At 70.8% G+C, this 18,944-nt stretch carries 18 protein-coding genes; 7 read left to right on the top strand and 11 right to left on the bottom strand.

Going from position 1 to position 18,944, the window contains the following annotated elements; translation table 11 throughout:
- Positions 1-8 precede the first annotated feature (8 nt).
- From CVV72_RS00160 to CVV72_RS00140, 5 genes are all read left to right on the top strand, one after another.
- Positions 9-311, top strand: a complete 303-nt coding sequence (locus CVV72_RS00160; protein WP_005155348.1) for a hypothetical protein — start codon at positions 9-11, stop codon at positions 309-311.
- 114 nt (positions 312-425) lie between these two features.
- A complete protein-coding gene (locus tag CVV72_RS00155) occupies positions 426-830 on the top strand; it encodes a hypothetical protein (RefSeq protein WP_219150253.1) in 405 nt (134 codons plus the stop codon).
- Positions 827-2,137 (top strand): WXG100 family type VII secretion target, encoded by a 1,311-nt coding sequence (locus CVV72_RS00150; RefSeq protein WP_219150251.1) that lies wholly within the window; start codon positions 827-829, stop codon positions 2,135-2,137. Before CVV72_RS00155 ends, CVV72_RS00150 begins: the two co-directional genes overlap by 4 nt.
- Positions 2,138-2,167: 30 nt before the next feature.
- The gene (locus CVV72_RS00145) at positions 2,168-3,514 is read left to right on the top strand and encodes an alpha/beta hydrolase (RefSeq protein ID WP_219153731.1); all 1,347 of its coding nucleotides are present in this window, start codon (positions 2,168-2,170) and stop codon (positions 3,512-3,514) included.
- A gap of 10 nt (positions 3,515-3,524) precedes the next feature.
- The gene (locus CVV72_RS00140) at positions 3,525-3,905 is read left to right on the top strand and encodes a hypothetical protein (protein ID WP_219150249.1); all 381 of its coding nucleotides are present in this window, start codon (positions 3,525-3,527) and stop codon (positions 3,903-3,905) included.
- Between the two features lie 64 nt (positions 3,906-3,969).
- On the opposite strand, the gene CVV72_RS00135 is transcribed toward CVV72_RS00140, so the two are convergent.
- Genes CVV72_RS00135 through nadA form a run of 4 tightly spaced genes read right to left on the bottom strand, consistent with a single transcriptional unit; the run spans position 3,970 to position 8,735 of the window.
- Positions 3,970-5,139 (bottom strand): S8 family serine peptidase, encoded by a 1,170-nt coding sequence (locus CVV72_RS00135; protein WP_219150247.1) that lies wholly within the window; start codon positions 5,137-5,139, stop codon positions 3,970-3,972.
- A gap of 46 nt (positions 5,140-5,185) precedes the next feature.
- Positions 5,186-6,076, bottom strand: a complete 891-nt coding sequence (nadC, locus tag CVV72_RS00130; RefSeq protein WP_219150245.1) for a carboxylating nicotinate-nucleotide diphosphorylase — start codon at positions 6,074-6,076, stop codon at positions 5,186-5,188.
- Complete coding sequence (locus tag CVV72_RS00125; protein ID WP_219150243.1) at positions 6,073-7,728, bottom strand: L-aspartate oxidase; 1,656 nt, start codon at positions 7,726-7,728, stop codon at positions 6,073-6,075. Before CVV72_RS00125 ends, nadC begins: the two co-directional genes overlap by 4 nt.
- The gene (gene nadA, locus CVV72_RS00120; RefSeq protein ID WP_219150241.1) at positions 7,725-8,735 is read right to left on the bottom strand and encodes a quinolinate synthase NadA; all 1,011 of its coding nucleotides are present in this window, start codon (positions 8,733-8,735) and stop codon (positions 7,725-7,727) included. The genes CVV72_RS00125 and nadA overlap by 4 nt, the downstream gene beginning before the upstream one ends.
- Before the next feature lie 115 nt (positions 8,736-8,850).
- Between nadA and CVV72_RS00115 the strand changes: the two genes are divergently transcribed.
- Together CVV72_RS00115 and CVV72_RS00110 are read left to right on the top strand one after the other, a co-directional pair.
- On the top strand, positions 8,851-9,486 hold the full coding sequence (locus CVV72_RS00115; RefSeq protein ID WP_034321308.1) for an NUDIX domain-containing protein: 636 nt from the start codon (positions 8,851-8,853) through the stop codon (positions 9,484-9,486).
- A 40-nt stretch (positions 9,487-9,526) separates the two neighbouring features.
- Positions 9,527-10,243 (top strand): LON peptidase substrate-binding domain-containing protein, encoded by a 717-nt coding sequence (locus CVV72_RS00110; RefSeq protein ID WP_219150239.1) that lies wholly within the window; start codon positions 9,527-9,529, stop codon positions 10,241-10,243.
- 57 nt (positions 10,244-10,300) lie between these two features.
- On the opposite strand, the gene CVV72_RS00105 is transcribed toward CVV72_RS00110, so the two are convergent.
- The 7 genes from CVV72_RS00105 to CVV72_RS00075 form a co-directional block, all read right to left on the bottom strand.
- Positions 10,301-11,341: a M48 family metallopeptidase gene (locus CVV72_RS00105; RefSeq protein WP_219150237.1), complete on the bottom strand. Its 1,041-nt coding sequence runs from the start codon at positions 11,339-11,341 to the stop codon at positions 10,301-10,303.
- Positions 11,342-11,389: 48 nt separating this feature from the next.
- Entirely contained in the window at positions 11,390-11,995 is a 606-nt protein-coding gene (locus tag CVV72_RS00100) for a DUF2567 domain-containing protein (protein WP_219150236.1), read from the bottom strand.
- 139 nt (positions 11,996-12,134) lie between these two features.
- Positions 12,135-12,338 (bottom strand): hypothetical protein, encoded by a 204-nt coding sequence (locus CVV72_RS00095; RefSeq protein ID WP_219150235.1) that lies wholly within the window; start codon positions 12,336-12,338, stop codon positions 12,135-12,137.
- Entirely contained in the window at positions 12,325-13,341 is a 1,017-nt protein-coding gene (bioB, locus tag CVV72_RS00090) for a biotin synthase BioB (RefSeq protein ID WP_034321321.1), read from the bottom strand. The genes CVV72_RS00095 and bioB overlap by 14 nt, the downstream gene beginning before the upstream one ends.
- 84 nt (positions 13,342-13,425) lie before the next feature.
- A complete protein-coding gene (bioD, locus tag CVV72_RS00085; protein ID WP_370641984.1) occupies positions 13,426-14,142 on the bottom strand; it encodes a dethiobiotin synthase in 717 nt (238 codons plus the stop codon).
- 54 nt (positions 14,143-14,196) lie between these two features.
- Positions 14,197-16,401 carry a bifunctional SulP family inorganic anion transporter/carbonic anhydrase gene (locus CVV72_RS00080; RefSeq protein ID WP_219150145.1) on the bottom strand — a complete coding sequence of 735 codons (2,205 nt, stop codon included), beginning with the start codon at positions 16,399-16,401 and terminating at the stop codon, positions 14,197-14,199.
- A gap of 259 nt (positions 16,402-16,660) precedes the next feature.
- The gene (locus tag CVV72_RS00075; protein ID WP_219150142.1) at positions 16,661-18,919 is read right to left on the bottom strand and encodes a bifunctional SulP family inorganic anion transporter/carbonic anhydrase; all 2,259 of its coding nucleotides are present in this window, start codon (positions 18,917-18,919) and stop codon (positions 16,661-16,663) included.
- Between the last annotated feature and the right edge of the window lie 25 nt (positions 18,920-18,944).

Genomic DNA, 18,944 nt, shown 5'->3' with positions numbered 1-18,944 from the left:
CACCCATCATGGCTGACGTCGTCGAAATCAACTTCGCCGCGCTGCAGCACAGCTCGGCCTCGCTGGCCGCCAAGGCCAAGGCGCTCACCTCCCAGCTCGAACAGCTGCACACCAACCTGCAGCCGATCACCCAGACCTGGTACGCCTCCGGCAGCTCCGCCGGTGAGGCCGCCCGTGCGTCTGAAACCCGCCTGCGCCAGGCCACCGCGGACATCGTGGCGATCATCGCGCAGTTCGGTGGCAAGGTCGGCGACGCCCACGATCTCCAGCACAGCCTGGAGAACCGTAACCAGGGCCTGTTCGCCGGCTGATCGTCCCCATCCGTCGGCCGGCTGGTGCTTTCACCCCCCTCGGCACCGGCCGGCCGGCTTTGCGCGTAGTCGTCCCCCTTGTCGGCGTGGCCGTTCACGAGAGAGCCGGGATCAATGCAAGACCAGTCGTACTACGTCCATCTGGAATCACTGAAGGACTTCGTGCGGGAACTGGAGACCCAGATCCACGCGATGTCCAAGCCGAACGACTTCCTGCTGACCCTGACCGAACAGCCGCTGCTGTTCGGCGAGTTCGGTGAGGCGGGTTCACTCACCAAGGCGCACCAGGCGGCCGTCGCCGAGATGCAGGGTCTGCTGGATCAGGTCAAGGGCGCGATCACCTTCGCGCAGGACGTCACGACGACCGTCGCCGACGGCTACGCGGCGGCGGACGATTCGGTGGCGGGCGATATCAACCACGCGAGCCGGCAGACCGGGCTGCTCGATCCGTTGCTCAACGTCCTCGGGGGCGTGCTGGGCGGCAACAGCGGCTCGAACGGCGGGGGGAACAAGGGATGACCGAGACCGCGCACACGAACTTCGCCGCGTACTCGCACCAGCAGCTCTACGCGATGCTGCAGGCGGGCGATCCCAACACGGCGCGCCACGCGGCCCACAAATGGCAGTCCACCGGCCTCGGGCTCTTCGAACAGGCCGAGAACCTGACCGGAGAGCTGAAGGAGTTCTCCGGCAACTGGACCGGTGGCGCCGCCGACAAGTACCACACGATGATCAGCGACCTCGTCGGCGGAATCCGCAAGGTCGCCCAGACCGCGCAGGCGATGAACAACCTCCTCGAGGACGCCGCGGACGCGCTGGTGAAGGCCAAGAAGGAGATGCCGCCCCCGGTCGCGGTGCCCGACGTCTCCCCCGCGGACCTCGCGCTGGCCGTCAACCCGCCGCTCCTGCCGCCGGATTCGTCGCAGGCGACGATCATCAACGCCGCACAGCAGCGGCAGCAGGCCATCGCGAACGTCGAGGCGCAGCAGCAGGCCGCGGGCGCGGCCAGCGCGGCGCACAGCAAGGCGATCGTGGTGATGACCCAGCTCGCGGGTGAGTACTCCTCGGTGGAGGAGTCCATTCCGGCCTCGCCGAACGCCGTCACCCCGCCGCCGGTCACCGGTGGCGGCACCACCCCGGGTGGTTCGGTCGGCAACAACATCGGCGGAACGCCCGGCGTCGGGCTGGTTCCCGGCGACGACACACACCCGCTGCCCTCGGACGGCTCCACGCCGCCCACCACCGGGCAACCGGGTCAGGTGCCCCAGTCGAACCCGTTGTTCGGCGACATGTTCACGGCCGGTCTCGCCGCGGCCTCGGCCGCCGCGTTCGGCCGGTTCGGCTCGATCATGCCGCGGGTGCCGAGCTGGGCGAACGGCAAGAACCCCAAGGACGAGAAGAAGGACGGCGAGGTCATCGGCGGCGGCGGTGCCGGCGGGGCGGGCGCGACCGCGGGCGGTGCCGGTGGCGGCATCCCGATCGGCGGTGGCGGAGCGCCGTCGCTGGACGGCGGCGCGATCGGCGCGGGCGGCGGCGGGGTCTCCGGCCCCGGTGAGGTCCCGGCCGCGTTCTCCGGTCTGGCGGGCGACGGCGGCTCGGGCAGCGCGATGAGCGGCCTGGCGGGCGGAGCGGCCGGTGCCGCGGGCGCGGCGGCGGCCAAGGGCGCGATGCCGATGATGCCCATGATGCCGATGGGCATGGGCGCGGGCGGCGACATGGGTTCCGGGCGGCGTATCCCGCCGTGGCTCGTGGAGACCGAGAACGTCTGGGGTCAGGCGGCCCCGGTCGCTCCCGCGGTGCTCGGCGAAGAACCCGAACAGTACTGATCGTTTTCCACCAGGAGAGGCGGCTCGGTGATGGCATCCAGTGCGGGCGGTTACCGAGTCGCCCCCGCCAGGCTCGAAGCGGCGGCGGCCGAACTCGAACAGCGCGCCGGCGTACTCAAGACCGCGCAGACCGCGCTGGCGGGTGAAAACGTCCCCGCGAGCGCGTTCGGCCAGGTTTCGTCGTCCAGCGCGGCTTCGGCGACGTACACCAAGACGATCAAGGACGTCGCCGGCAAACTCGGCGGCCAGATCACCAAGGCGACGGTGATCCATCAAGGGCTCACCTCCGCGGGTGGCGGCTACCGGCGCGCCGACGTCCAGATCGCCGCCGCGTACCGGTCACTCTTGCCGGAGAACCCGTTGCCCAAGGCCGGGAATCCGTCCGGCGTCGGCGGTGCGGCCGACACCGGCTCGTGGGCCACCGCGATCGCCGAGAACCGCACGAAGGTCACCGACGCGCTGAGCGCCGAACGCGAGCGGCTCGCGAACCTCCTGGCACAGGGCGGAAAGGCCGACGACATCGCGAGCGCGCGCACCCGTATCGCGCTATACGAGGATATCCTCGCCAAAGACCGGCAGATCCTGCGGTTCGATCCGTCCGGCAACGGGCGGATCGCCGAACTGGTCGGCCGCATCGAGCCGGGCACGCGCAACGTCGGGTTGTTCGTCCCCGGCGTCAACACCTCGTTCGACAACTTCCAGAGCTACGCCGACCTCGGCAAGAGCCTGGTCGCCGCGGACGCCACCGGACGGACCGCGATGGTGGTCTGGGCCGACGGGGTCTTCCCGCAGAGCGTCGTCACCGAAGGGCCGGCCGCGCACTACGCGCAGACGATGGCGCCCGATCTCAAGGCGTTCGGTGACGAACTGCGCGGCCAGATCGACAGCCACGCCGGACCGGGCGTCGTGGTCACCGCCGTCGGGCACAGCTACGGCGGCGCGACCGTGGGGCTCGCCGAGCAGCTCGGGCTCAGGGCCGACCAGGTGCTGCACGTCGAATCCGCGGGGATGGGGCACGGGATCTGGAGCCCGGACGACCTCCCGGCCAGCCAGGCCGGTGTGCAGCGGTACTCCATGACGGCCCCCTTCGACCCGATCGTGGTGGCACAGGGCAACGCTGGGCTCGTCGAATGGCTCGGCGCCGGGCACGGAGCGGACCCCGACCGCTTCCCCGGCGTCGTCGAACTGGAAACCGGCCGCGACGCGAACGGCGACCTGCAGTGGGGACTCGAGTCCCACAGCGGGGTGCTCAAGCCGGGTTCCGATTCCTGGAACAACATCTACGGCGTGATCACGGGTGGCGCGGTCACGCACGAGGGCTTCACCGGTGGCTCGCTGCGCGAGATGGTCATCGAAGGCGTCGGACGAGGCTTGTGAGGGGCTGGTCATGATCACCAGGAACACCGAGCTCGACCCGCTGACCGAGGACCTGACGGCGGTCATCGACGGTGTCGCGGGCACCTTCGGCTCCGCCGCGGAGCGCACCGTGGAAGGCGAGCTGGACTGCGACCCGACCCAGCCGGGCCGGTTGCTCTGCTGGCAGTACGGCCTCCGGGTGGACGACGCGACCGACGCGATCCGCAAACTCGTCGACGTCGTCCTGCCCCTGCTGGAAAGCCAGGGCTGGCGGACGCGCGACCGCAGCAACCCGCGTGAGCTGATCGCGCAGTTCAGCCGCGACGGCGCCGACTTCAACGTGCACGTCTCCCGCGCCGGCGACGGCGTGGCCATCGTGGGCTCGACGGCCTGCGTACCTGTCGTCCCCTAAACCCCAGGGGGTCGCGAAAAGACCTCGTGAGTGGCGGCGGTGTCCCCCAGTACACCGCCGCCGCTCACGAGGCACGGAATCGCGAAGGTTTCCAACCTCGGCGCTGGCCCCGCCGGACCGCGGCCACCACCACGCCCGCCGCGATGGCCGCGGCCACCCCGGAGATGGCGAGCACACCGGAAACCTTGTCCGCGTTGGCTCGCGCGGGAGCGGCGGCGGGGACGACGTAGGTGTCCGGGCCGGTGCTCGGCGGCCCTCCCGGACCGGGTGTACCGGCCGGGATCGAGGCGGAAACGGCGGCGTAGGCGTCGATCGCGCCCCAGCCCCGCCGAGGATCGTGCCCACCGCTCGGGCCGCGATGCGCGGTCAGCGTCAGCCGCGTGACGACCTGCTCCGGCGAAAGCTCCGGGTGGTACGCGCGCACGAGCGCGGCGACTCCCGCGACGTGCGCGGCGGCCAGGCTCGGATCGCTCACCGGCCACCGGTGCGCCACGGTCCCGCCCGCGCCCGCCGACGTGCTGACCAGTTCGGCGCCGGGCGCGGAGATCCCCACGTAGGAACCGGCCTCCGTCTGCACCGCCTCACCGGCCTGGTTGGTCGATCCCACGGCGAGCACCCCGGGTGTCGCGGTCGGGTAGGAGGTCTGACCCTGTTGCGACCCCGCGGCGGGCGAGACGATCAGCGCGCCTTTCTCCTTGGCGCGCGAGACGGCACCGGTCAGCGCGGGGCTGTCGGACGCGGCCGGGACGGCGATCAGGATGATCCCGGCGCCGCGGTTCAGCGCGGTTTCGATGGCGGCCGCGAGCTGCCCGGGGTCACCGCCGCCGTTCACCTGGGTGTAACGGATCGGCAGGATCTTGGCGCCCGGCGCGATACCGGTGAACGTGGTGGACGGATCCGGCTGCGCGCCGACGATCCCGGCGGCGATGGTGCCCCGGCCGTCGCAGTCGTCGGCCTGGGTGCCCTGGCCGCCGAGGAGCTGACCGGGCGCGAACTGGCCGTTGCCGCCGTCGACCCCGGTGCCGATCACCGCGACCAGCTGCCCGGTGCCGCGGGACAGCGGCCAGAGCCGCACGGGATCGATCAGCCGCTGTCCCCACGGGACGGCCGCGGTGTAGGTGCCCGTCGGGTTCGCGCACTGCTCGGCGACCGCCGCCGAGGGGACTCCGATGCCGAGCGATGCCATGAAAGCCACGCATCCCGCGACGGCACTTTTACCGGCAAAGCCCACCATTCCTCCAGAATTCCCTTGTCACACAAGGGAATTCTAGTGCCGCACCTCAGCGCAGGTCCATCCCGAGGTCGAGCGCGGGCGAGGAATGCGTGAGCGCTCCGACGGCGAGGAAATCCACTCCGGACTCCGCGTACGCCCGCGCGACGTCCAGCCGCAGACCGCCCGAGGATTCCAGCCTCGTCTTCGGCGAAACCTCGTCCCGCCGGTCGACGGCCTTCGCGCATTCGTCGGGGGTGAAGTTGTCCAGCAACACCTCGTCGGCGCCCGCGGCGAGCGCCTCCTCCAGCTGGGCCAGGTCGTCGACCTCGACCTCGCAGTGCAGTTCCGGCGCGTGCTCGCGCGCGGCCGCGAGCGCGGCGGTCACCGAACCGGCGGCGACCACGTGGTTGTCCTTGATCAGCACCGCGTCACCGAGCCCGAGCCGGTGGTTCACCCCGCCGCCCGCGCGCACGGCGTACTTCTCCAGCAACCTCAGCCCCGGCAACGTCTTGCGGGAATCCCTGACCCGGCACCCGGTTCCCTCCAGGGCGCTCACCCAGGCGGCGGTCGCGGTGGCGATACCGGACAGGTGGCACAGCAGGTTCAGCGCGGTGCGTTCGGCGGTGAGCAGGCCGCGCACCGGACCGCGGAGCACCAGCGCGGGTTCGCCGGCGGTCAGCCGGTCGCCGTCGTCGCGGGCGGCCAGGACCTCCAGATCCGAGCCGAGCACGACGTCGAACACCGCCAGCGCCACCGGGATCCCGGCGACCACACCGGCCGTCCTCGGCGTCAGTTCCGCCAGCGCGCGGGCGGATTCGGGCACAGTGGCGTTCGTCGTCGCGTCGGGGCCGTACCGCAGATCCTCGGCAAGGGCCGTCGTGACGACACGGTGCACATCGGCGACGTCGAGGCCGTGCTCGGCCAGCGCCTTGGTGACCCACGGGGAGAATTCGGTCATGCCACACCCTCCAAAGCGATCGGATCGGCCAGCACCGGCTGCCCCGAGGGGCTGAGCCGGATGAGCTGGCCGCGTTGCCAGACGTTGTCGTCGCGTCCGGGGAAATCGGTCCGCACGTGGCAGCCGCGGGACTCCGTCCGGCGCGCCGCCGCCGCGACCAGTGCCTCCGCCACCAGGGTGAGGGCGGCGTCCTCCACGATCCGGGGAGTCCACAAAGGACTCTCCGTCACCGAGAGATCCAGCACCGAACCCACGACCGAAAGACCTTCGGCGTCCCGGCCGATGGCGGCGTACCGGCTCATCGCCCGCTGCAACGCGTCGCGATCGGCCACCGCGACGTTGGCCGGCGGCATGAGCACACCGCGGCGCGGGTCCGCGAGCAACCCGGCGGCGAGATCGATGGCGACCGCCTCCGCCACCCGCTGCCCGACGACCAGGCCTTCGAGCAAACTGTTGGAGGCCAGCCGATTCGCGCCGTGCAGACCGGTCCTCGCGACCTCGCCCGCCGCGTAGAGGCCGCGGACTCCGGATCGTCCGTCCACAGTGGTCACCACGCCACCGCAGGCGAAATGCGCCGCGGGCGTGACCGGGATCGGATCCTTCGCCGGGTCGAGCCCGATCGCCGCGCACGCCGCGTTCACGGTCGGGAATCGCTTGGCGAACCCCGAGATCCCCGTGGCGTCAAGGAAAACGTGGTCGTCGATACCGCCGGGCGCCTGCACCATGTGGCGGGTGATCGCCGCCGACACGACGTCCCGTGGCGCGAGATCCCCGAGGGGATGGACTCCCCGCATCACCGAGGCGCCCGTCGCGTCGTGCAACGTCGCGCCCTCGCCGCGCACCGCCTCGGTGACCAGCGGGAGACGGCCCCGCGCGCCGGGCGTGAACAGCACCGTCGGGTGGAACTGCACGAACTCGACGTCCGCGACCTGCGCCCCCGCGCGCAACGCGAGCGCCAGCCCGTCCCCCGTGGCGATCTCCGGATTCGACGTCGCCTGGTAGAGCTGCCCCAGCCCGCCGCTGGCCAGCAGCACCGCCGGCGCCCGGACGGCGCCGGGCACCCCGTTGTGGTCCAGGACGGTCACGCCCACGACCTCACCCGCGGGCGTGCGGATCGCGTCGACGGCGATGTGGTGCTCCAGCACCGGGATTCGCCGGTCACCGGCCGTCGCGACCAGAGTCCGCTCGACCTCCGCACCGGTCGCGTCGCCACCGGCGTGGATGACGCGGAAGGCGTTGTGCCCGCCTTCCCGCGTACGGGCGAGCTCGGGCCGCCCACCGGCCGCCGGGTCGAAACGGGCGCCCTCGGCGCGCAGCCGGGCCACCGCGGCGGGGCCACCGGCGATGATCGACCGCACGGCGTCCTCGTCGCAGAGCCCGGCACCGGCGGTGAGGGTGTCCTCGGCGTGCTTGCCGACCGAGTCGCCTCGCTCGTGCTCACCCTCCAGGACGACCGCGATACCGCCCTGTGCCCACCGGGTGTTGCCGTCGGAGACCGTCGCCTTGGTGACCACCAGGACGTGCAGCCCGAGCTCCCGCGCCCGCAGCGCCGCGGTGAGCCCCGCGACGCCGCTGCCGATCACCACGAGATCGGCGGCGGCCTCCCAGACCGGATGGGTTTTCGCCTGGAGGGCGGTAACCTGGTCGGTCATTCTCCGCCGCCAGGCTGCCCGATCTCGATCATGCGCCGCACGGAAGCGCGGGCGCGGGCGGCGGTCTCGGCGTCCACGTGGACCTCGTCGGCCCCGTCGCGCAGCGAGCGCAGCAGGGCGGCGGGCGTGATCATCTTCATGTACCGGCAGGACGCCCGGTCGTTCACCGCGCGGAAGTCGATCTCCGGCGCGGCCTTGCGCAGCTGGTGGATCATCCCGATCTCGGTGGCCACGAGCACCGACTTCGCCTTGGTGTCGCGGGCGGCGTGGACCATGTCGCCGGTCGAAAGGATCTTGACCCGCTCGGGGGCGACGGCACCCTCGCCGGCGAGGTACAGCGCCGAGGTCGCGCAGCCGCATTCCGGGTGGATGAACAGATCGGCGTCCGGGTTCTCCGAGGCCCGCTCGGCCAGCTCCGCGCCGTTGATCCCGGCGTGCACGTGGCACTCCCCGGCCCAGATGTGCATGTTCTCCCGGCCGGTCACGCGTTTGACGTGCGCGCCGAGGAACTGGTCCGGCAGGAAGAGAACCTCCTGGTCAGCGGGGATGGAGGCGACCACGTCGACGGCGTTCGACGAGGTGCAGCAGATGTCGGTCTCCGCCTTGACCTCGGCCGTGGTGTTCACGTACGACACGACGACCGCACCAGGGTGCTCGGCCTTCCAGGCGCGCAGTTCGGCGCCGGTGATCGAGTCCGCGAGCGAGCAGCCCGCCCGTGCGTCCGGGATCAGGACGGTCTTCTCGGGCGCCAGGATCTTCGCCGTCTCGGCCATGAAGTGGACGCCGCAGAAGACGATGGTGGACGCGTCGCTGCTCGCCGCGATGCGGCTCAGCGCGAGGGAGTCGCCGGTGAAATCGGCGATGTCCTGGATCTCGGGGACCTGGTAGTTGTGCGCGAGCAGGACGGCGTCGCGCTTGCGAGCGAGGCTCCGCACCTCCTCCGCCCAAGCGGCGTCGGCGACAACTCCGCCGTACGGGGTCAGGTCGTTCTGCAGGGTGCTCGTCATCGTTCTGGCCCTCCTGGACCGATCTCCAGTTTTCGCCTTATAATCGAAAACCGTGCGAAGTCATCTTAACACCCAGACCCCCCTCGCCCACGAGGTTTTGGGAGCGGTCCTGCAAGTGCGCTCGGACACACTCCGGGTCCTGCTGTGGCGGCGCGCCCTCGATCCCCATCTGGGCCGCTGGTCCCTTCCCGGCGGCAGGCTTCGCCCGGATGAAGACGTCGAGGCGTCCATCCGGCGGCAGCTCGCGGAGAAGGTCGACGTACGCCAGTTGAAGCATGTGGAGCAGCTGGCGGTCTTCAGTGCGCCGGACCGGGTGCCGGGGCCCCGCGTCGTCGCGACCGCGTTCCTCGGCCTCGTACCGTCCGATGTGGACCCCGAGGTCCCCGAAGACACCGAGTGGCACGACGTTTCCGAGCTGCCGCGCACGGCGTTCGACCACGAGTCCATCGTCCTGCGCGCGCGGGACCGGCTCCGCTCGAAGCTCTGCTACACGAATCTCGGCTTCGCGCTCGCCCCGGAAGAGTTCACCGTATCGGCGTTGCGGGGCCTGTACTCGGCTGCGCTGGGTTACCGGGTGTCCGCGACGAACCTGCAGCGGGTGCTGTCCCGGCGCGGGCTGCTGGTCCCCACCGGGCACACCGCCCCGCCCGGGCGCAGCGGTGGACGTCCGGCGGCGCTCTTCTCCTTCGCGGGCAAGGGGATGCAGATCACCGACCCGTTCGCGGTCTTCCGCCCGCCCGCCGGGAAGTGACCGTCCTGCGAAGTCCTCCCGGTCCCCGTACCTTGAACGGGTGACCGAGCCGAGCGAGGAGTCCACCGGGAAGGCGATCTTGCCGCTGTTCCCGCTACAGACCGTGCTTCTGCCCGGAACACACCTTCCGTTGCACATCTTCGAACCGCGGTACCGGCAGCTGATGGCCGACCTCGTCGGCGAGGTCGTCCCGGAGCGCGAGTTCGGGGTCGTCGCCCTGCGTTCGGCGATGGTCCGGGAGGTCAGCGGGCCGGAGCACGTCCACGAAGTCGGCTGCAGCACGGTGCTGCGCGAGGCGAAACGGCTGCCGGACGGCAGATTCGACGTCGTCACCACCGCGCGGCGCCGGTTCCGGCTGCTCGAGATCGACCGTGTTTCCGCGCCGTACCTGATCGGCTCGGTCGAGTGGGTGCCCGACGACAAGGTCGCCACGGTGCCCGGCGACACCGTGAACAGGCTCGCCGACGTCGCGAAGGCCGCGCACCGGCGCTACTGCGAATCCGCCTGGCACGCCGACGACTGGACCACCCCGCCCGACGACGGCGACATCGCGGCGCTGGCGTACCGGCTCACCGCGGACTGCCTGCTCCCGCTGGAGGACCGGCAGCGTCTGCTGGAGGAGACCAACCCGCTGCGGCGGCTGCGGATCGCGTGCCGTCTGCTCACGCGGGAGGCCGGGTTCCTCAGCACGCTCGGCGCGGTCCCGATGCCGCCCGGGGAACTCGGCGAGTTCACGCGCCCGTCGAACCTGAACTGAGCGGACCTCGTGAGTGGTAAGGACGGTTCTAACCGTCCTTACCACTCACGAGACCCACTACTTGCCGGACTCCGGCCCCTTCTCGGACCCGAACTTGCTCCACACCTTGCCCGCCGCCCCGGAAACCGCCTCGCCGACATCGCTGAACACCTTGGTCAGCGGGTCGGCCGAGCTGTTCCAGGAATCCTTGTACGACTTCGCGGCCGACTTCAGGTCGTCGGTCCAGTTGGACGACGGCGCGTCCTCGTCGCGGCGCGGGTACTCACCCGCCAGAATCCCCCGGTACTCCTCCGACGCGGCCCACTTCTGCAGTTGCGCGGCGCGCACGACGGCCAGCGGATGCGACATCGTCTCGACGTAGCGCAGCTTCAAGTAGCTGTCGCGGATGTCCTCGACCGACTCGTATTCCGCCGCCTGCTGCAGGAAGGCCGGGATGTCGATCTTCGACGGGTCGATCCCGCCCGCGACCAGGATCTGCGAGCGCAGCGCCGCCGTCGGGTCCTGCGAGCACAGCAGGCCGGCGCGGTCGCAGGACAGTTCGGCCTTGCGGTACCACTCGCGCAGCGCGGCGATGACGACGCGGATGCCGATCGCGCTCACCGGCGTCCACGACATCGACATCTGCAGGCCGATCAGCCGGATCATGATGGTGCGGTACACCGCGTGCCCGGACAGCACGTGCCCCATCTCGTGCCCGATCACGAACCGCAGCGACGCGAGGTCCATCGCCTCGACGGCCGCGGTGTTGAGCACGATGAACGGCTCGTCCATGCCGATCGTCTGCGCGTTGACCTCGGGGCTGCGGGCGACGAACAGGTTCGGCACGCGGTCGAGGTCGAGCGTTTCGGCGCATTCGTTGCGCAGTTTGTCCAGTTCCGGGTACTGCTTCGGGCCGACCCTGATCGCGGACGCGAGCGCCATCAGCCGCTCGCCGCGTTCGGCGTAAAAGCCCGAAACCGCCTTCACCACCTGCGCGAACCCGGGAACGGCGCGCAGTGTGGCCAGAGCGCCTCGGTCGACGGGGTGTTCGTAGGCGCGCGGGCTGATGCCCGGGAAACGGACGGCGTTGTGCCGGGAAACTTCGATGTCGTCGGTCAAGAGAAATCCCCCTAGAGATGTGTCCCGGCCCACCCTAGAGGAAATTCGTCAGCCGAGGCGGCGGCCCAAGTCTTCCCGCCCGTTCCACGCGGTCAGCAGCGTGTAGGCCAGCGTGGTCATCAACGGCGCGGCGAGCAGGATCCACGGGGACTCGATCTGCGGCGCCTTCGCGATGACGTCACCGACGGCGGGCGTCGAGGCGATCTCGTAGCGGCCGTTGGCGAACGCGACGCCCATCGTCGTCCCCAGCCAGCCCGCCAGGGTCGCTCCGCCGGTCGCGGCGATCAGGACGACCGGACCGCGGCGCTCCCGGAGCAGCCAGGTCACGATGCCGATCAGGAGCCCGGCTCCGAGCGCGAGGAAACCGTAGACGGCCAGATCGTCGAACCGGTGCCAGCTCTCCAGCTCCAGCGGGGCCAGGGTGCCGCGGTCGTTGATCACGCGCATCCGCTGGGGCGGAGCGAGCCTCGACCACAGCCAGGCCAGCGGGAACCCGAGCAGGCCCGCCGTGGACAGGACGCTGATCGCCGGCAGCAGATCGGCCTTGACGACGACCTTGGGGTGCGGACGGCGCGGCCTCGGCAGTACGGGTACCGACCAGGGGTCGGACACGCTGGAAGACAGGTGCGCCGGTTTACCGGTCGTCTCGCCCAACCCCGGACTCCTCCCTCGTGCTGCTTGTGCAGAGCGTAACCAATGACGCCCCCAGCGCACGCGCCTCCACCGCGTTTCGTCCTCTGGTTGCGGTCGTCGCGCGTGCGACCACCGCAATCAGAGGACGAATTGCGGGAAGTCAGCCGGCGAGTTCACCGTGACGGCTGCACCGGGCCGTCCAGCCGACCGGGGTGATCTGGACGACCATCCGCCGCGCGCAGTACGTGCAGTAGCGCGGCGGTTCGAGTGCCGTTCTCGGGTTGTGGCAAGCGGGATGTTCCACGCCACCGGCGGACGTCTGTCCACAGTGGACACAGAACGCGGGTTCGTCAGAGGACGTCACTGATCGCCTTCACCGGCATCTTCAGCTCCTCGAGCATCGCCAGGTCCGCGGTGGCCGGGCGGCCGAGGTTGGTCAGGTAGTTGCCGACGATGATCGCGTTGATCCCGCCGAGCATGCCCTGTTTGGTGCCCAGGTCGCCGAAGGTCAGCTCACGTCCGCCGGAGAAGCGGAGCAGCGGACGGGGCATCGCCAGCCGGAACGCGGCCACGGTGCGCAGCGCGTCCTTGCCCTCGACGACCTCGTATCCCTCGTACGGCGTACCCGGCTGCGGGATGAGGAAGTTCATCGTGCACTCGTCCGGGTTCAGCTCGGCCAGCTGCGCGGCGAACTCGGCGCGCTGCTCGATGCTCTCCCCCATGCCGATGATGCCGCCGCAGCAGACCTCCATGCCCGCCTCGCGGATCATGCGCAGGGTCTCCCAGCGCTCTTCCCACGTGTGCGTGGTGACGACGTTCGCGAAATGCGAGCGCGCGGTCTCCAGGTTGTGGTTGTAGCGGTGCACGCCCATCTCGACGAGCTCGTCGACCTGCTCCTGGGTGAGCATGCCGAGCGAGCAGGCGATCTGGATGTCGTTGCCGTCCTCGCGGATGGCCTTGATCCCCTCGCGGACCTGCGAGAGCAGCCGCTTGTCGGGGCCGCGGACGGCGGCGACGATGCAGAACTCGGTCGCGCCGGTCTCGGCGGTCTGGCGGGCGGCCTTGACCAGGCCGGGGATGTCCAGCCACGCCGACCGCACCGGCGTCGGGAAACGGCCGGACTGCGAGCAGAAGTGGCAGTCCTCCGGGCAGCCGCCGGTCTTGAGGCTGATGATGCCCTCGACCTCGACCTCGGGGCCGCACCAGCGCATCCGGACCTCGTGGGCCAGCGCGAGCAGGTCGGTCAGGTGGTCGTCGTCGAGGCGCAGGACTTCGAGGATCTGCTCTTCGCTGAGCCCGACACCACGCTCGAGGACCTGGTCACGCGCCACGGCGAGGATGTCGACGGTCTCCGGGGCAGTGGTCACGAGGCGGCTCCTGTTCGGGGTGGGGCGGTGAAGCGAAGGCACATCATCGTGCACGACCGGGCGTCCCGGCCACAGCGACGCAGGTCACTTCTGGGCCGACGCGCGGCCGACGAAGCATTCGGGGTCGAACTCCCCGCCGAACCACGGCGAGAGACCCGCCCTGGCCCGCTCGGCGAACTCCTCGGGCCCGGCCGTGCCCAGCCCGGCGGGCAGCACCCCCAGCAGCGGGGCCCCGGCGGCGACCGGCAGATCGGCCAGATTCGACACCGCCGCCAGATCCGGCTCGTCGGGCCACGAGCCGATGATCACCCCGGCCACGGTGAGGCCGCGTTTGGTGGCGACCTCGGCGGTCAGGGCGGTCGCGTTGAGCGTGCCCAGCCCGGCCTCCGCGACGATGATGACCAGCGCGCCCAGCGACCACGCGACGTCGGCAAGGGTGGCCCCGGCGGCGTCGAACCGGACCAGGAGGCCGCCCGCGCCCTCGATGAGCGTGAGGTCGTGTTCGCCATTGAGATCGCTCGCCGCGGCGGCGATCTCGCTCGGGGTCAACGTCGGGAGCCCCGAAAGCCTGGCGGCCGCCTCCGGCGACAGCGGATCCGGGTACCTCCGCAGCTCACGAGTGGTGACCGGGCCGGCGAGCCGGAGCACGTCGGCGAGGTCGCCCGGTTCGTCCGGGCCCACTCCGGTCTGCGCCGGTTTCAGCACGGCGACACGCTGGCCCTGACCGGCGGCCAGAGCGGCGATGGCGGCGGTGGAGATCGTCTTGCCGACACCCGTACCGGTGCCGGTCATGACCAGCATGCTCACGTGCGTTGAACTTAGTGGGTCGTGGTGAAGGATGGCTGAACGGGACCGTCAGCTCCCCTGTTCGGGCACGGCGGCGAAGGCGCCGACCGGGGTGAACGCCGGGCTCTCGTCGTCGGAAAGGTAGACCTGCGCCGCCCCGACGTCGAAGTACATCCCGGTCAGGTGCAGGTCGCCGCGCGCCTCCGCCTCGGCGATCAGCGGGTAGTGGCGCAGGTGCTCCAGCTGCTGCAGCACGTTCTGCAGGGCCAGCCGGTTGACCTCGGATTCCGGGCGTTCGCCGTCGAGGGTGACCGCCACCTTGCGGTGCGCGCTCGGCTCGGCGTGCCTCAGCCACGAAGCCAGCATCGGCGCGCCGTCCGGGGCGCCGGTCGCCAGTGCCTGCATCGCACCGCAGCCGGAGTGCCCGCAGACCACGATCTCGCGCACCTTCAGCACACCGACGGCGAACTCGACGGTGGCGCCCATCGACGGGTCGGCCCGGCGGGCGGGCACCAGGTTCCCGATGTTGCGGACGGTGAACAGGTCGCCGGGGCCGCTCGTGGTGATCATGTTCGGCACGATCCGCGCGTCACCGCAGGTGATGAACAGGGTGTGCGGCGACTGGCCGCCCGCCAGTTTGCTGAGCGCGGGCTGCATGAGCGCGGCGGTGCGCCGCTGGAACTCGGTCGCCCCGCGCAGGGTGGGGCCGCCGCGCTGGCCGGGCACCTCGATGTCCTTGGCCTGCCAGTCGGACCACGGCGCGAGGAACCGCGGCACCGAACCCGTCGCGGCCGTCCTGGTCAGCGTGGGATCGCCGGATTTGCCGTTGGCGAACCACGGGTGCCCGATCTCGTCGACGACCACCTGCCCGCCGGCGCGTTCGTGCGCCTGCTGCCAGTTCGAAAGGCTCTCGAAGGCGGCGTGGTCGAGGTAGTCGACGACCAGTTCCAAGGTCACCTTCGCGCCGTCGGGCACGGTCGCGAGCACCCGGCTGAGCCTCGGCACCGAAAGGAACGTCAGGACGCCTTCGACGACGACGCGCCATTCGTCACCGTCCCGTTCGGCGTGGATGCCGGACCACACCGTGCGCCGGAGCATCAGCAGCACCGAAAGCGCGATCCCGAGCAGGACGCCGGTGAGCAGGTCGAAGACGACGACCCCGGCGAGCGTCACCAGGTACAGCCCCAGGTCGCCGTGTTTGAGGACCTGCTTCATGTGGCCGGGGTTCACCAGCTTCGCGCCGACGTGGACGAGCAGGCCCGCCAGCGCGGCGAGCGGGATGTTCTGGATCAGGCCGGCGAACGCGGCGACGAACACCAGGATCCAGACGCCGTGCAGGATCGCGGACACGCGGGTGCGCGCGCCGGCGGCGACGTTCGTGGAACTGCGGACGATCACGCCGGTGACCGGGAGGCCGCCCAGCGCGCCGGAGGTCATGTTCGCGGCGCCCTGGCCGATCAGCTCGCGGTCGAGGTTCGACCGCGGTCCGGTGTGCATCTTGTCGACGGCGACGGCCGACAGCAGGCTTTCCACGCTGGCGATCAGCGCGATGGTGATGACCGCGACGGCGAACGCGCCCCAGCCCGTGTCCGGGAATTCGGGGGCGAAGCGGATGGTGAGCAGGTCACCCGGGAGGTCGACGCGGGGCAGGGTCATCCCGGTGGCGACGGACAGCACGGTCACCACCGCGATGGCGGCGAGCGGACCGGGCACCTTGCGGACGGATTCGGGAAGCCGCGGCCACAGCAGCAGGATGCCGATGGTGAGCACGCCGATCAGCGCGGCGGTGTCGTGGTGGCCGACGATCTGCGCGGGCAGTTCGGCGATGTTCTTGAGCGCCGAACTCTGGGCCGTTCCGCCCAGCACGACATGGAGCTGGCCGAGGACGATCGTCACGCCGATACCCGCGAGCATGCCGTGGACGATGGCGGGCGAGATCGCGAGTGCCGCGCGGGCGATGCGGCTCAGGCCCAGCAGGATCTGGAGCGCGCCCGCGACGACGGTGATCGCGCAGGTGGTCGCCCAGCCGAAGGTCGCGATGGTCTCGGCCATGATCACCGTCAACCCGGCGGCCGGACCGCTGACCTGGAGCGCGGAGCCGCCGAGGGCGCCGGCGACCACACCTCCCACCACGGCGGCGATCAACCCCGCGACGATCGGCGCCCCTGACGCGAGAGCGATCCCGAGTGACAGCGGGACGGCGACGAGGAACACCACCAACGAGGCGGGCAGGTCGTGCCGGAGCACGGCGAGGGGTTTTTTGATGATCACCATCATGATCACCAGGTAACTGGTGAATTGTCCGATATGCACCACCCTATCGAGTGAATATCACCCCACAGAAGGGTGGCGTGGCCCACTTTCGGCCTGTTCTGTTGCCCGGAGGTGTCTCGGGCATTGCGAAAAGCCTTATGGGCTCCCGAATCCTGGGATGTATCGGTCGGCCGCCCGGTCAACTCGCTCCAATGTCCGTGAAGGCCTCCTTGAGGGACCCTGGGTCCCTCAAGGAGGCCTTCACGGACAGCCGGAGCGCTCAGGACCTCACCGGGGCCGCCGCCGACGTGAACGACCGCATCGCTTCGTCGAGCAGGTACACATTCGCCTTCCCGACGTCGAAGTACATCCCCGTGAGCCGGAGTTCGCCCCGCGCCAGCGCGGCCTCCACCACCGGGTACGAGCGCAGGTTCTCCAGTTGCTGCACCACGTTGTGCAAGGCGAGCAGATCCGCCTCGTGCCCGGGACGGGCGCCGTCGAGCAGCGGCGGCCCTTCGCTTCCCCTGCGCCGCAACGTCGCCTCGCCGTGACGCAGCCAGCCACCGAGGTGCACGAGACCGGTGGGCGCGTCACCGAGCAGCGCCTTCATCGCGCCACAGCCGGAATGCCCGCACACCACCACTTCCCGCACTCGCAGCAGCCCGACGGCGTACTCGATCGCCGCTCCCACCGAGAAATCCGCTGCGGCGCCGGCGTGCGGAACGAGGTTTCCGATGTTCCGCACGGTGAACAGGTCCCCCGGCCCGCTGGTGGTGATCAGGTTCGGCACGATCCGCGCGTCGCCGCAGGTGACGAACAACGTATGCGGCCGTTGCCCGCTCGCCAGCCCGTCCCACGTGCTGCGCAGCAACGGCGCCGTCCGCCGCTGGAACTCCGAAGCACCGCGGCACAACGGAACGCTGCCGCCGCGCTGGCTCGGCAGTTCGAGATGTTCGGCCTGCCATTGCGACCACGGCGCGAGCCACCGCGGCACCACGCGGGACGCGACGCCGCGGCGCACGGTCGGCACGCCCGCCTTGCCGCGGCCGAACCACGGATGCCCGATCTCGTCGACGATCACGGTGCCCCCGGCGCGTTCGTACGCGCGTTGCCAGCCGCGCAGGCAGTCGAAAGCGGCGTGGTCGAGGTAGTCGACGAACAGTTCGAGCGTCACCTCCGAACCTTCGGGGACTTCGGCCAGGACGGTCGTAAGCCTTGGCACGGAAAGGAAGGTGAGCGCGCCTTCGATGACGACGCGGGTCCGCGGGCCGTCCCGTTCGACGTGGATCCCGGAGAACAGCATGCGGCGCAGCATCAGCGCGAGCGCCACCACGATCCCCGCGGCCACGCCGGTGAGCAGGTCGACCGCGACCGCGCCGAGCAGGGTCGCGAGGTAGACCGGCACGTCACCGTGGCGGCGAATCTCGCGGAGATTGGTGAGGTTGACCAGTTTGGCGCCGACGTAGACGAGGAGACCGGCGAGCGCGGCGAGCGGGATCAGCCGCAGCGCGCCCGCCAGGAACAGGCAGCAGCCGAGGATCCAGACGCTGTGCAGGATCGCCGACATCCGGGTGCGGGCGCCCGCTTCGAAGTTGGTCATGGTGCGCACGACGACGCCGGTGACCGGAAATCCGCCGAGCGAACCGGAGGCGGCGTTCGCCAGGCCCTGTCCGATCAGTTCGCGGTTGAGGTCGGTGCGCGGCCCGTCGTGGAGTTTGTCGATGGCGACGGCGGAAAGCAGGCTCTCCAGGCTGGCGATGAGCGCGATGGAGAGGACGGCGACGATGATCGCGGTCCAGGACCCGGACGGCACCTCGGGGACGAAACCCAGCCCTGGCAAGCCGTTCGGGAGGTCGACGCGCGGCAGGTCCATCCCGGCCGCGACGGAAAGGCCGGTCGCCAGCGCGACGGCGGCGAGCGGGCCGGGGACGCGGCGCACCGAGCGCGGCATCCGGGTCCAGGCCAGCAGGACACCGACGGTGACGACACCGATCAGCGCGGCCTGGTCGTGGTGCCCGACGATCCGGCCCGGCAGCGCGAGGACGTTCTCGATCGCGGAGCTCCGAGGCGTGCCACCGAGCACCACGTGCAGCTGGCCGAGGACCAGGATCAGGCCGATCCCGGCGAGCAGGCCGTGCACGATGGCGGGCGAGATCACCAGGCTGGCCCGCGCGACGCGGCACACGCCGAAGAGGATCTGGACCACGCCCGCCGCGGCGGTGATCGCGCAGGTGGCCGCCCAGCCGAAGGTGGCGATGGTCTCCGCGATGACGATCGTCAGCGCCGCGGAGGGACCGCTGACTTGAAGGGCGGAGGCGCCGAAGAGGCTCGCGACGATCCCGCCGACGACGGCGGAGACGAGTCCGGCGAGCAAGGGGGCCCCGGCGGCGTGTGCGACGCCGAGCGAAAGCGGGACGGCGACGAGGAAGACGACGACCGAAGCCGGGAGGTCGTGGCGGAGGTTCTTCAGGAGGGTCGATGCGGGATTGCGGCGGCCCGGAGGCCCGGTGTCGTGCTCGTCACCAACGAAGTCGATCATGGGGGCAGGAAACCCGATCGGCGCG

The sequence above is a fragment of the Amycolatopsis sp. TNS106 genome, from assembly GCF_019330265.1.
GTDB lineage: Bacteria > Actinomycetota > Actinomycetes > Mycobacteriales > Pseudonocardiaceae > Amycolatopsis > Amycolatopsis lurida.
The sequence above is the reverse complement of the archived record's forward strand: the minus strand, read 5'-3'. Positions and strand labels throughout refer to the sequence as shown.